Annotated in this window: 12 protein-coding genes and 1 pseudogene; 7 read left to right on the top strand and 6 right to left on the bottom strand. The window is 65.2% G+C overall.

What is annotated here, in order from left to right:
- Positions 1 to 62 precede the first annotated feature (62 nt).
- Complete coding sequence (locus tag MQP27_RS26135) at positions 63 to 1,394, top strand: glycoside hydrolase family 36 protein (RefSeq protein WP_242768064.1); 1,332 nt, start codon at positions 63 to 65, stop codon at positions 1,392 to 1,394.
- Complete coding sequence (locus MQP27_RS26130; protein WP_242768062.1) at positions 1,391 to 3,394, top strand: beta-galactosidase; 2,004 nt, start codon at positions 1,391 to 1,393, stop codon at positions 3,392 to 3,394. Before MQP27_RS26135 ends, MQP27_RS26130 begins: the two co-directional genes overlap by 4 nt.
- 52 nt (positions 3,395 to 3,446) lie before the next feature.
- Here MQP27_RS26130 and MQP27_RS26125 read toward each other — a convergent pair whose 3' ends face one another.
- Positions 3,447 to 4,409, bottom strand: a complete 963-nt coding sequence (locus MQP27_RS26125) for an NADP-dependent oxidoreductase (RefSeq protein WP_242768054.1) — start codon at positions 4,407 to 4,409, stop codon at positions 3,447 to 3,449.
- 251 nt (positions 4,410 to 4,660) lie between these two features.
- On the opposite strand from MQP27_RS26125, the gene MQP27_RS26120 reads away from it, so the two are divergent.
- Positions 4,661 to 4,981, top strand: coding sequence for a hypothetical protein (locus MQP27_RS26120; protein ID WP_242768043.1), 321 nt, complete (start codon positions 4,661 to 4,663; stop codon positions 4,979 to 4,981).
- Between the two features lie 221 nt (positions 4,982 to 5,202).
- Here the strand turns inward: MQP27_RS26120 and MQP27_RS26115 are convergent, their stop codons facing one another.
- Together MQP27_RS26115 and MQP27_RS26110 are read right to left on the bottom strand one after the other, a co-directional pair.
- Complete coding sequence (locus MQP27_RS26115) at positions 5,203 to 5,628, bottom strand: PIN domain-containing protein (RefSeq protein WP_242768041.1); 426 nt, start codon at positions 5,626 to 5,628, stop codon at positions 5,203 to 5,205.
- Positions 5,625 to 5,903, bottom strand: coding sequence for a ribbon-helix-helix domain-containing protein (locus MQP27_RS26110; RefSeq protein WP_039634366.1), 279 nt, complete (start codon positions 5,901 to 5,903; stop codon positions 5,625 to 5,627). Before MQP27_RS26110 ends, MQP27_RS26115 begins: the two co-directional genes overlap by 4 nt.
- Positions 5,904 to 6,149: 246 nt before the next feature.
- On the opposite strand from MQP27_RS26110, the gene MQP27_RS26105 reads away from it, so the two are divergent.
- Positions 6,150 to 6,869 carry a hypothetical protein gene (locus tag MQP27_RS26105; protein WP_242768039.1) on the top strand — a complete coding sequence of 240 codons (720 nt, stop codon included), beginning with the start codon at positions 6,150 to 6,152 and terminating at the stop codon, positions 6,867 to 6,869.
- Positions 6,870 to 7,627: 758 nt separating this feature from the next.
- On the opposite strand, the gene MQP27_RS26100 is transcribed toward MQP27_RS26105, so the two are convergent.
- The gene (locus MQP27_RS26100; protein WP_242768037.1) at positions 7,628 to 8,068 is read right to left on the bottom strand and encodes a hypothetical protein; all 441 of its coding nucleotides are present in this window, start codon (positions 8,066 to 8,068) and stop codon (positions 7,628 to 7,630) included.
- 298 nt (positions 8,069 to 8,366) lie between these two features.
- On the opposite strand from MQP27_RS26100, the gene MQP27_RS26095 reads away from it, so the two are divergent.
- Positions 8,367 to 8,837 carry an SMI1/KNR4 family protein gene (locus MQP27_RS26095; protein ID WP_242768035.1) on the top strand — a complete coding sequence of 157 codons (471 nt, stop codon included), beginning with the start codon at positions 8,367 to 8,369 and terminating at the stop codon, positions 8,835 to 8,837.
- A gap of 357 nt (positions 8,838 to 9,194) precedes the next feature.
- Here MQP27_RS26095 and MQP27_RS26090 read toward each other — a convergent pair.
- Positions 9,195 to 9,308 (bottom strand): annotated as a pseudogene (locus tag MQP27_RS26090) (IS5/IS1182 family transposase); the annotation flags it as partial.
- 114 nt (positions 9,309 to 9,422) lie between these two features.
- A complete protein-coding gene (locus MQP27_RS26085) occupies positions 9,423 to 9,605 on the bottom strand; it encodes a hypothetical protein (protein WP_242768028.1) in 183 nt (60 codons plus the stop codon).
- Positions 9,606 to 9,901: 296 nt separating this feature from the next.
- On the opposite strand from MQP27_RS26085, the gene MQP27_RS26080 reads away from it, so the two are divergent.
- Both MQP27_RS26080 and MQP27_RS26075 read left to right on the top strand, forming a co-directional pair.
- Positions 9,902 to 11,281, top strand: coding sequence for a hypothetical protein (locus tag MQP27_RS26080; RefSeq protein WP_242768026.1), 1,380 nt, complete (start codon positions 9,902 to 9,904; stop codon positions 11,279 to 11,281).
- Positions 11,256 to 12,716, top strand: coding sequence for a type IV secretory system conjugative DNA transfer family protein (locus MQP27_RS26075; protein WP_308289991.1), 1,461 nt, complete (start codon positions 11,256 to 11,258; stop codon positions 12,714 to 12,716). The genes MQP27_RS26080 and MQP27_RS26075 overlap by 26 nt, the downstream gene beginning before the upstream one ends.
- The last annotated feature ends 348 nt before the right edge of the window (positions 12,717 to 13,064 follow it).

Raw genomic sequence — 13,064 nt, 5'->3', positions numbered from 1 at the left:
TGCTATGTCACATGTCACATGTCACATATGACATAGCACCCTGTTTCCGAAAGAGAACCACCGTGCCCCACCCCTTCACCTCGGTCGCCTCCCTCCCCGTGGACCCGGCCAACGCCCGTATCCACGAGGAGGGTTGGCAGTCCTGGAGCCCCAGCGGCTCCTACGCCCTCGGCGACCGGCCGTACCGCCCGACCAACGACAACTGGGCGACGGTCTGCTACCGCCCCGGCGTCACCGTCCCCGACGGCACCTTCCAGGGCGAGGGCCTGCTGGCGCTCGACCCCGGCGACGGTTCGGCCGTACGCCTGTGGGCGGCCGTGGACCCCACCGCCGAGGTCCCGTCCGTCCGCCTGACGGTCACGGACGGCGTCGCCGAGGTCAGCGCCGACGGCCCGGTGAAGGAGTGGACCGGCACGGACATCCAGTCGGTGCTGGCGGACTGGGCCTGTGCACAGCAGGTGCCGGCCCCGCGCCCGGCACCAACCGTCTGGTGCTCCTGGTATGAGTACTTCACGAACGTCACCGAGGACGACATCCACGAGAACCTCCGTGCGATGGACACCCTCGACCTGCCCATCGACGTCGTCCAGATCGACGACGGCTACCAGTCCGCCCTCGGCGACTGGCTCACCCTCTCCGGCCGCTTCCGCTCCCGCGCGGGCATCGCCGACGCGATCCGCGCCCGCGGCCGCCGCGCCGGCATCTGGACGGCCCCCTTCCTGGTCGACCCGGCGAGCGACCTGGCCACCGAGCACGCCGACTGGCTGGTCCGCGACCCCGCCGGCGGCTTCACCCACGCCGGCCGCAACTGGGGCCACGACCTGCGCGTCCTGGACACGACCCATCCCGAGGCGGCCGCGTACCTGACGGACGTCTTCCGCACCCTCCGCTCCGAGGGTTACGACTACTTCAAGGTCGACTTCCTCTACGCGGGCGCCCTGGACGGCGTACGCCACAAGGACATCGACGCGCTGACGGCGTACCGCGAAGGCATCGAACTCATCCGCGAGGCGATTGGCGAGGACGCCTATCTACTGGGCTGCGGCGCACCCCTGTTGGCGTCCATCGGCCTGTTCGACGCGATGCGCGTCAGCCCCGACACGGCCCCGCACCGCCGTCCCGAGGCCGACGACTACAGCCAACCCGGCCAGGACCCGGCCGAGTTCACGGGTGTCGGCCGCCAGTGGCAGCACGGGCGCTTCTGGGTCAACGACCCCGACTGCCTGATGGCCCGCCCGGCGGTCGAGACCCGGGAACGCTGGGCGGCCCACGTCGAGGCGACGGGCGGCCTGATGGCGTCCAGCGACCGCCTGCTGTCCCTGGACGAGTGGGGCGTGACCACAACGCGCCGTCTCCTGTCGGGAGTCGACGAACTGTCGGGAGCAACGGAATGAGCCTGCCCCTGAACGTCCCCGGCATCGCGTACGGCGGCGACTACAACCCCGAGCAGTGGCCCGAGGAGGTCTGGGCCGAGGACATGCGCCTCATGGCCGAGGCCGGGGTCACCATGGTCAGCGTCAACATCTTCTCCTGGGCGCTGCTCGAACCCACCGAGGGCGAGTACGACTTCTCGCGCCTCGACCGCATCCTCGACCTGCTCCACTCGCACGGCATCGCAGCCGACCTGGCGACCCCGACGGCGGCCCCGCCGGCCTGGTTCTTCGTCAAGCACCCGGACGCGCTGCCCGTCGACAGGGACGGCCGCAGACTGTCGTACGGCAGCCGCCAGACCTTCTGCCCGTCCAGCCCCGCCTACCGCGAGGCGGCGCTGCGGATGGCACGGGTGCTGGGCGAGCGTTACGCCGACCACCCGGCGGTCGTCATGTGGCACATCCACAACGAGTACGGCTGCCACAACGCCGAGTGCTACTGCGACACCAGCGCGGAGGCCTTCCGCGGCTGGCTGCGTGACCGTTACGACAGCCTGGCGGAGCTCAACCACGCCTGGGGCACGACCTTCTGGAGCCAGTGGTACTACGACTGGGACCAGATCCTGCCCCCGCGCGCGACCGGCGCGGTCCCCAACCCGACCCACCAGCTGGACTGGCGCCGCTTCTGCAGCGACGCACTGCTCTCCCTGTACGAGGCGGAGCGCGACGTCCTGTCGGAGGTGGCCCCGGCGACGCCGGCGACCACCAACTTCATGGTGATGTTCAACTTCGACGCCCTGGACTACTGGCGCTGGGCCCCGGAGCTGGACATCGTCTCCAACGACCACTACCTCCAGTCGGCCGACCCCGAGTCCCAGATCGACATCGCGCTCAGCGGCGACCTGGTCCGCTCCCTCGCCGGCGGCCCCTGGCTGCTGATGGAGCACTCCACGGGCGCGGTGAACTGGCAGCCGGTCAACCGGGCCAAGACGGCGGGGGAGTTGCGCCGCAACGCGCTCGCGCATGTGGCCCGGGGCGCCGACGGCATCGCGTACTTCCAGTGGCGGGCGGCGAAGGCGGGCGCCGAGCAGTGGCACTCGGCGATGCTCCCGCACGCGGGCACGGACAGCCAGATCTGGCGGGACGTGGTCCAACTGGGCGCGGATCTGCGGGCGTTGGCGGAGGTGCGCGGCAGCACGGGCACCGCCGAGGTGGCGGTGGTCTGGGACTGGAACGCCCGCTGGGCGCTGGAGCTCCCCTCCCAGCCGAGCGGCGAACTCCGCTTCCACGACCTGGTCCGGGCCTGGTACGAGCCCCTGTGGCGCGCGGGCGTCGCGGTGGACTTCGTCCGCCCGGACGCGGACCTGTCGTCGTACCGCCTGGTCCTGGCCCCCTCCCTGTACCTGGTCGACGAAGCGGGCGCGGCGAACCTGACCACCTTCGCCGAGCGGGGCGGCACGCTCGCGGTCGGCTTCCACAGCGGCATGGTGGACGCCAACTGCCATGTCCGACTGGGCGGTTACCCGGGCGCCTTCCGCAAGGCCCTGGGCATCCGCACGGACGAACTCTTCCCCCTCCTGCCGGACCAGTCGGTGGGCCTGGACGGCGGCGGCACCGCCACTCTCTGGTCGGAACGCCTCCGCCTGGAGGGCGCGGAGGCGGTGACGACGTACACCGACGGCCCCCTGGCGGGAGTCCCGGCGGTGACCCGCAACGCGCACGGCGCGGGCGCGGCTTGGTACGTGGCAACGCACCCGGACACGGTGACCCTCACGGCCCTCCTAGACCGCATCCGCAAGGAGGCGGGCGTCGAGCCGGTCCGCACGGCCCCCGAGGGCGTCGAAACGGCCCTGCGCCGAGGCCAGGACTGCGACTACCTCTTCCTGATCAACCACACGGACCGCGAGGCGGAGATCCAGGTGGCCCCGGAGTCGACCGAACTCCTCACCGGCGAACGGCTGTCGGGCTCGGCGAGGGTGCCGGCGGGCGGGGTGGCGGTGGTACGGGAGCGGCGCGACGCCTGACGACGACCACTGCCGTCGACGACGATCCGCTCCAGCGAGCCCTGGCTCTCGGTCAGGGGATGAGCACGAGCTTGCCGGGAGCATGCCCCGCAAGGCCGGCCTCGTGCGCCTTCGCGGCATCGGCGAGTGGGAAAGCGGTGGCGACGAGGACACGCAACGCTCCGTCTCCGGCACGCTCGACAAGGCCTGCTCGGGCGGCGGCACGGACCTCGGCGCCCGCGTCCTGTCCAGGGCCGTAGCCGAGCAACTTGATGCCGGTCTCGGCGCGCCGCGGCGGCCCGGTGATCGAGGCGATCCGGGCACGGTCGGCCACCAGCTCCAGCGAGACGTCGAGCGCCTCGTCGGTACCGGCGAAATCGACGGCGGCGCTGACGCCTTGCGGCGCGGCGGCCCGTACCCGGTCGGCGAGCCCTGGGCCGTAGGCGACGGGGACACCACCGAGTTCACGCAGCAACGGGTGGTTGCGCTCGGCCGCGGTGGCGATCACCGTCGCCCCGGCGGCGACGGCCAGTTGCACGGCCATGAGGCCGACCCCGCCCGCTCCGCCGTGCACGAGCACCGTGTCGCCGGCGTCCACATCGGCGGCGCGCAGGGCGTGGACCGCGGTGGTGCCGGTCAGCATCAGCGACCCGGCCTCGGCCCACCCGAGGCCGACGGGCTTGGCGAAGATCGAGCTGGCCGGTGCCGTGACGTAGTCGGCGTAAGCGGCCGTCACGGGGTACACGATGACCTCGTCACCAGCCTGCACACCGGCCACGTCCGCACCGACCTCGGTGACGACGCCCGCGCATTCCAGCCCGAGCGAGGGCATCGATCCCGCGATCCCTGCGGCGTCCTTGTGCTCGTCGTCCACCGTGTGGAAAGTCCCGCTGTAGAGCTTCCAGTCGATCGGGTTGACCCCCGCGGCACGGACCTCGACGACCACACCGCCGCTCGGCGCGCGGGGAGTGGACACCTCGAGCACGGTGAGCACGTCCGGCGTCCCGTAGGCGGTCGGTCGCACGATTCTGGGCACGGTCGGCCTTCTTTCCAGACGTTGATCATCGACTTCCTGAGAACCAGCATCGAGCCGCTCGGACATAATTTCCAATGCAATGTCGGCACTGGGCACTTGCGCCAGACGCATGAATGGCGAGGGTCGTCCCGGCCGATCCGAATCCCTCGTCTACTACCTGATTCCCCGTCAAACCCGGCCGCCTGCAACCCACTTGAATGCCACGGCGTCCAACTCCATGACATACGGCCGCCGATCACCCGGGAGAGCACATGGCGAAGAGGGTCCGGACGACGGACGCGGCGAGGGACGAGGACCGCGAGAAGTGGATGGCGCGTTTCCAGGTACGGCTGGCCACGCAACCAGGCGTGGACCGGGCGGTCGTGCTCCAGGCAGTCAAGGACGTCACGGCGCACTGCGCGCTCACGGGAGAACAGCCGCGCACAGCCTTCGGCGACCCGGACGCCTACGCCGTACAGGCCGCCGCCCGACTGGTACCGACGAACCGCACGGCACGCGCAAAGCGGCACGACTCCCTGCTGGACACGCTTGAGTCCATAGGCAGGAGGGCGCAGGACATCGCCGGTCTGTGATGGGCCGAACCTTCCGGCCCCGTGTCGGGGCCTGCCGGCCCGATGTCGGTGGCTTCTCGGCGGAGGGAGGGGGCTGCACCTGTGCGGAGAGCCTGCCGGGTGCCCACGTGCAGGTGGGAGACAGGCAAGGGGCGCCTTGACCCGCGGCGGAGTGGGGCATCGGGCGGCGGACGGTGCTGGACCGGTCTGAACGAGACCAGAACTGAGACCAGGCTGCCGGGTCATACCTTCTTGACAACGATGGTGTCCGGAAGGAGCTTGTCCAAGTCGTCTACGTCCGAGGTGAAGACTGTGACCTGCCCTTTCTGCTGGCGCGCGACGACAGCGAGCACGGCATCGATCGCGTACTTGTGACCGTGCAGCTTGGCGTCTGCCAGGAGACGCCGGGCCTGGCGGGCCTCGTCCTTTCCGATATCGGCGACCTTGAGCCGAGAGAGCACCCAGTCCCAGCGCTGCTCGGTGGTCCTGCCGTCGTATGCCTCGACCAGCGTCATGGGAGACGTCACCACTTCGGCCTCACCCCCGGCCGCGAGGTCGAGCCAGGCGATCATTCTGCGGTCGCCGCGCACGGCCAGGGACAGGGCTTCGCAGTCGAGTACGAAGACGCGCAGTGGCCGCGGCCTGTGCTCACCGGCACGCTTCTTCACGCGGCCTCTCCGGCATCGTGTCCTCCGGCGGTGCGACGGCGCTCGTGCTCGGCGTCGAGGTCGTCCAGTTCCGCGAGGGCTGCCGCGCGCTCGTCCTCGGTGACCGGCCCGTGTTCCTCCTGCAGCCAGTCGACCAGCTCCAGCAGCCGGTCCCGATCGCGCTTGAATCGCAGTGCTTCGGCTACATACGCCGAAAGTCCCCGCTCGGCCGCGTCGGCGCGGATCTCGTCGAGTAGATCTTCGGGGATCGTCACCGTGACTTTTTTGGTCGCCATACTAGAGACCATACTCCTGGTGTAAGCGCCCTTACCAGGGTTGCCGAACCCGCTAGGCCCAGGATGCGGATGAATGACCGACGAATGATCCTGGAGTCTTCCCCGGCGCTGATCGCTGGGACACACCATTTCACTCGGACACCCCGCGTCGTTCACTCTCGCCAGCGCATGCGTCGGCTGGTGCGGATAGCCACTCTTCGACGTGGTGAGCCTCCTGCCGTTGGCGGACCCACAAGAGGAGAGCCCGTGTCCCTGCTGCCTTCGGCAGACGTCTTCAGAACGATCGAGCTAAAGGTTTCGCAGTTGCTCGGTGGGCAGTTGGTGTGTCCACATGCGCCCGGGGAGAGGTGTTCGGTGGGCGAACACCTCACGCTCTCGGAGGCAAAGGAGGCGGCGGCGCGAGATGCCGCCGACGTTTCTCTTCGGGACGCGCTGTGGCGATGCGTAGGCCGCGATGCCCGTAGTGACCTGCCAAATCTGGCTCAGCGTAGCCAGTTGCTCGCGCTGTATTTCGTTATCCCTTATCTCCGGAAGTCGGCCGGGAGAGTGTCGAGGAGGCTCTGCGTTGACGTCGCCGAGGTGAGGTCGGCCATGGTGTTCGGTGCGTTGTACGGCCTGGCGCTGGCCACCGAAGGCGACGATGTCCGTGACGAGGTCGTCCGATCCGCCAACGCGGCCGGCTGGGCGGTGGAACGGGCTGATCCGGCCGAGCGCACGACGGATCCGCACGCCCTTGTCGACCGCGCGCGCCGATGTGATGACGGCTACTCGCCCATCCGCAACGAGTCGGACATCCAGGCGGTCGACGAGATGGACCCTTTGTCGTGGGGGCGCATCAGCGGCGAACGCATGGGCGCTACCTTGCACCGCCTCGGGCTCTTGGGCGAGTTCCTCGCCTTGGGCTCGGAGCACGTACCCGAGGGTGAGTTCGGCGAACTCGACGGACCGCAGAAGGAAGCCGAGTGAGCCCAAGAAGCGCCAGGCGACTGTCGCAGTGGCTGGCCGAGCCAATGCCCCTGCGCAAGGTGGCAGATCTCCTCGGGGTCGACCCAACGAAGGCATCCGGACTGGTGAGGGCGAACCGCTTTCCATGCCGTGTCACGAAGTTGAAGGGAAAATACGTGGCCCTTCCCGCCGACGTGATGGTGGCCCTGGGGATCGATGATCCGATCTTGCGGACGGGCGACCTGCTGGCCGGTGCTGAGTTCGCGAGGCGATGGGACTGATGGGCGGTCCTGGCTGCGGATTGCTTCTGGGGGCACGTCATGCGATGCGGGGCGCACGTCACCTGAAGCTGATCGTGGCTGTCGGCCTTCAGCGTGCAAGGCGGCGAACGAACGCTTGGACGGCGATCCACCGTCGTCGCCGGGGGCACGTCGTCATGCCGTACGGAATGCCCGCATACGTCGGAAATGAACGAGATCACAACTGAGGCCAGGGCATACAGAGAACCCCGGCCGCCGAAGCGGTCCGGGGTTCTCGTTTCGCCTGTTCAGGCGGCTGCGGAGGATACGAGATTCGAACTCGTGAGGGGTTGCCCCCAACACGCTTTCCAACTGTGGGGGTGGGGTGGTGGCGAATGTACAGGGGCGTTCATCTGCGTTCATGGGGGGCTCGTCACCATGCTCGGACCGGCTCCGGGTCTCGGCTGAACGTCGGTGAACCGGGCTGAATGAGACGGAAACTGAGACGGTCCCGCACGGCGTGGCGCAGTCCTGCCGGCACTACCCCAGCGCGACAAAGTTCGCCGCCGTGCCGACGAGCACGCCGATGAGCAACGCGATGGGGCCCCGGTACATCCCCCAGAAGGATTGCTTGGACCCTGCAACGTACTCGCGCATCCCATCGAGCTGATCCCGTAGCGATTGGCGAGTGGCGGTCAGATCACTCTGGAACGCCGTCTCTAGGCGAGTGCGGGTTCTCTCGTCCCGCTGGTCGAGATCCGTGGGCAGGGTGCGCCTCCACGCCTCCAACGCCTCCACGCGTTGCTCAAGGGTCTTAGCTTCACTCGTCAGGGCATGGGCGTTGAAAGCCTCACCGATGGCGCCAGCGTCCGAACTGTAGACCTTGAGCGGGCGGGATAGGTACGCGCTGAGGCGTAGTTGGGCCCGTCTGATGTCGAAGACGGTCAGCCCGATGCCGCCAGCTTCGAGAGCCGCTGACACACCGTAGAGGATCCCGGCAGCGCAAGACATGCCGGGAGGCTACCGCGCGGTGTGCGAAGCGGAAGCTTTTTGCGGGGGTAGTCAGGGTTGTCCTAGACACGACTGGCAGGGACGTAGCGGCGTGACCTCAGCTTGGGAAGCTCGGGGTCTTTGGCGGCGTTTGCTGCGCTGACCTGCGGTGGACCTTGAACCATTCGCTGGCAGCCGCTGGCTTGTTCCCCGCTGTTCTCCGTGGTTCTCCGCAGGATCTGGCACACATCTGGCACGTCCGAGCACTCAGGGCTGAGAGCCTGTGCCCGTGACTGATGACGAGGTTGTCGAGGCGGTGCGGATCGTAGCGCGGGCGGGGACATTGCCGCCGCCCGCAGCGCCGGAGGCCGTCGCCGTGGCGGAAGAGACCATCGGGTACCCGTTGCCACCTCTCCTACGGCGCTTGTACGTCGAGGTCGCCAACGGGGGATTCTGCCCGAACGAAGGAATCCTGGGCGTGAGCGGCGGGGCCGCACAGGGCAACTTTGCGGACATTGCCGAGTTGTACCAGGACGGGCCGGATCCGTCCGGCCGCATCCCGGCCGGCCTGGTGCTGATCTACGACTGGGGCTGCACCATCTGGTCGCTGGTCGACTTCCGCGATCCTGCGGGCGCCATGTGGTGCAACTACGAAGGCGAGTGCTGGCCCCAGGGCGTGAACCTCGCGGAATGGCTGACGGGCACGCTGGCAGGAAGCCTGACAGTGGAAACACTGCTGGAGAGCCAGCCCACTTCGTAGACCAGCTGCCCTACTGCCTTGAGCCGGTACTTCTCTCGGGTTGCGGGATTTGAACCCACGACCTCTTCGTCCCGAAGCAACTTGGGTGACGGCGCTGCCTTGGCCTGGTGTGGTGTTCACCTGCGGTGATGGTCCGCAGGCGTTCGCGCTCGTTCGCCGATGTTCGTCGGCGTTGTCACGCGGTTAGACACTCACCACGTCGTCGGCTTACCTCTTGCGACGCTTGCTCGCCCCTTGTTCAGCTCGGCTTGGCCGCGCTTCGTCCAGCCACCTTCGTGGAAGTAGCAGCTAGCAGCGCGATGTCCCCTTCACTGTCTTGTTGTGGCAACGACCGCCGATCGCCGTGAGCGATCAGGGCCGCTGGTGCGGTGGGAGCTTGCAGCGGCGGTCACCCTCGCGGGTGACGATGAGCATCGTGAGCCCATCGATGAGCGCATGAGGCAAATCGAGTACGGCAGGATGGGGAGCCAACAGGGCTCCTGCGCCGATGGGTTGAGATTTCGAACACCTCCCATAACGGCACGGGAGCCCTGTGCGTTGTGGCCACGTTGCCTGTCACCAGATCAGTGGCCCCCCTTAAAGACCTCAATGGCCGGCTGTGCTGATGATCGTGGCAACCAGGGTGATCAGCACGGCTGATCCAGCCAGCGCAACCGACAGCGGTTGGGTGAGTGTCGGGTGACGGTGGACGCAGTAGGCGAGCAATCCGACGGCCATCAAGCCAACCAAGCCCAGCAGCAGGACGACCAGCACAACGAGCGTGGACATGCGATTCCCCCTTGGGGCGCGGTCTGGGGACATGCGGGCGAGATGATCACGCGGTGTCCTGACCAAAGCTAGACAGCCGACACCGATCTATCGCCGTTGTCCAGCGGCGCGACGAGTGGAGGTTGTGTTGTCAAGGGCCAGGGACAACCCCCGCACGGCGATCTACGAAAATGCGTGCTCGTATTTTTTGCCTAACTAAGCCCGGAATCACACCGCATAAATCAGCACGGTAGGTCTGTGTGGCGTCTAAAAGTGGCGGGAAGGATCGCACGGTACGGATCCTTCAGGAGGCAGCAATGGACCAGCCCGCGCGGCTCACGGTTCACGTTGGACTCATGCCCCCCAACGACGGAAAGATCGTCGTTTGCCGAAGGGTGAACAGAGAGGAACGACAGGTTCCGCTCGAGCTTCAGTTCAGTGAAAGGGCAACCCTTCGGGAACTGGCCGCCGGTGTCCTCTTGGAGCACATACCAGGTGACCCCTCGCAGCATTACGATGGTCAGTGGATCACGCTTGACTCGCTCACAGGTCTGCCTTCAGGCAGCAAACCCAGTTCCCGCACCATCGAGACTGTCAAGTCCAGCCTTCACAGGGTCGAGAAGAAGATAAACGCCCAATGCGGCGGCACCGCTGCAATATTTCTCAGCACAGACGGAAACAAGGCGTCCATCCCGAACAATATGCGCACAAATTTCGGCATCATTACCGAGTACTGTTCCGGCGCTGAGAATGCGAACAGTTACGCCAAGGCCATCAAGCTCGCGTCGACTGCCGAAGAGTTCATCGCAGCATCGATGTCGCTAGAGTACGGTTCTGAGGAAGTCAAAGCAACCAAGTCTTTTAGGGCTCTTGGGTTGAACCTCTACTGGAAACCTAAGGCCCTATTGATAAGTTTATACATGGGGGATGCGCTGAGTAACCCTACTCGCAAGGTCGACAACTATCGACGTCTTTTGCAGTCTGCCGAGAATTGGAACACAGACTTCAAATGGGACGGCGATGAGCTGGTGCACGCCGCGCTTTTCTTTGCACGTATGGAGTCAAGCGAATATGATCACTTGGCGGCCTTTCGAGATTATCGTGGTCGAACCATCGCCGCAAAGGATCTGCACGACATCAATGCCCTGAAGCGGAGGATATTCAGGGCAACCATGTCGAGCTTCGGCCGAGGCTTGCACGTTTACCGAAGCCAGCCCATCAGCGAGGAGTTCGAATACAGGTCCAGTATGGACCGCATCAAGATATATCGCAGCTTGTTGAAGGATGACGGCGACCATTTTCTGCAAATCGCCATGCGATACCCTAACCTTGGTGAAATCAGTGCGGCATGTCATGACGCCCTCAAGGAAAGTATGTATCGTGCAGGCGATGGAATGAATTCAAAGCTGCTAGTGCGAAGCCTGGCTGCCTTGGAAGTGCTTATTCCGGCGCGACGCAATGAGGTCTTTCGCGCAATCCTAAATAATCGTGCGGCATCAGGGCGCGATGAAGCTCTTCTTTCGCTTGTCCGATCCGTCGAGCGCAATGGGCTGCAATCAATCCTTTCTGGTGAAGCGGCCCGGAAATACCCGCAGGTCGCGGAAGAAGGTACCAAAGTTACGCATTTGCTCACCGGCGTGAGGTCCTCTCGCACCCGGGAATTCGGCGGCGATGATGCGAAGGGCATCGCATCGTGATCCGCTACTCCGTCAATCCAACGGCGCTCGATTCTCGGAAAGGTCCGGAATGATACCTCAAAGTGTGATCAAGGAACTTCAGGTGCCATCAGCCGCGCCTGGTCGCGTTATTCTCGGCCTCGGCCAGCACGGTGAGTCCCGGAAGACATTCGCTGCAGCACCAATGCGCCCCGTATTGGTTATCGGTCCACAGCGAAGCCGAAAGACAACCAGCATGGTTATTCCGACACTCTTGGAATGGAAAGGTACGGCGGTTGTAACATCCGTACGCACTGACGTCCTGTTTGGGAGCTTCGAGCGCCGCAGCTCGGCTGGTCGAGTCTATGTCTATGAGCCAGCCGGAAGGCTGCAACGAGAGGGGCCTGTTACAGGCTGGAATCCCCTTGATGACTGCTCCACTTGGGATGGAGCCATGGCCACGAGTAGGGCGCTGACTGAAGGTGGCTACCTGAGCATGCGTGAAGGTGAATTCTGGTACGGTATGGCGTCGCAACTTCTCACCCCCTTACTCTTCGCCGCTGCCGTTAACGATTACTCTATGACAGATGTGATTCGCTGGGTTAAGTCGCAGGAAGAGTTCGAGGTGCGGTCCCTGCTCCAAGCGGCCAATAATGCAGAAGCCAGTCAGGCTTTCGAGGGAATGGTATCCCTGGAGAACAGAACCCTCTCCAGTATCTACGGGACGCTTATGTCTAGCCTGGCGGTGTTCGACTATCAGTCGGTAGCGGACTCTACGAGTGGTGGCCTGGATATAGGGGAATTCTTTGACGGAGGTGACAATACGCTCTATATCTGCGCTCCGCCGGATGAGCAACGGCGTTTCGCTCCGTTGTTCACCACTTTAATTCGCCGTATCCTTCGAGAGGCATACGCGCGTGAAGCCGCAGGGCAGCCGACTTCGCCCCTGCTCCTTCTCCTGGACGAGGCCGGGAACATTGCACCGCTTCGAGACCTGGCCACATTGGCCACGACCGCAGCAGGTACCGGAATTCAAATGGTGACCGTTTTCCATGACCTTTCGCAGATGATCGCAATTTACGGAGAATCTGATGCGCTGACCATCGCGAACAATCATTCTGCGCTTCTGCTGCTTCCCGGTAACCGGGATCCGCGGACTTCGCAACTGCTTGGGGACCTTCTTGGAGGGGAAATAATCCCAGGGCTTGGAGGCGGTGCATCAGGTAGGTATCCACTGCGTCGTATCGAACCGGGACAGGCTGTGTGCATCTACGAGCATCACAGTCCGTTTCTCTTGACGCTACGTTCTTCCACTCATGATCCAGAACTGCAACAATTGGCGCGTACGCAGTACGTGCAGCCAGCAAGCAATGTCGTGCCACTTCGCAGTACCCGGAAACTGCCCTGGCATGGTTCACCCAATGCGCAGGGAAACGCGGTCCGTGCTTCCAGCGCAGAAATCGGTGACGGCAAGTGAGTCTTTCCAGTAATCCCCCTCAAGGGTGTAGTGCTCGCTGAACTTCATGGAGCCTCCTCCGGATCCCATTTAGTACCGACGAGCCTGCGTGACGCTCGACCGGATGCCGTGGACATGACTCGACGGACGATCTCCGTCTCGGGGCAAGGTTGGGCTCGATCATCAGAAGGTGGATGCAAGGCCCACGGCTGTCGCAGGGAGAGGATGAGGTTGGCGTAGCGGGTTTGGCCGGTGGCCTGCCCGGTCTGGGGTCGAGCATGATCAGGGGGCCGTACGCTGGCTGGCAACTCGGGCAGGCTTTGGGCCTGACCGCAATGTGTACGAGTGGCCCCCTGGTCTTGCTCGACG

Source organism: Streptomyces cylindrosporus (genome assembly GCF_022698165.1).
Lineage (GTDB): Bacteria > Actinomycetota > Actinomycetes > Streptomycetales > Streptomycetaceae > Streptomyces > Streptomyces cylindrosporus.
The sequence above is the reverse complement of the archived record's forward strand: the minus strand, read 5'-3'. Positions and strand labels throughout refer to the sequence as shown.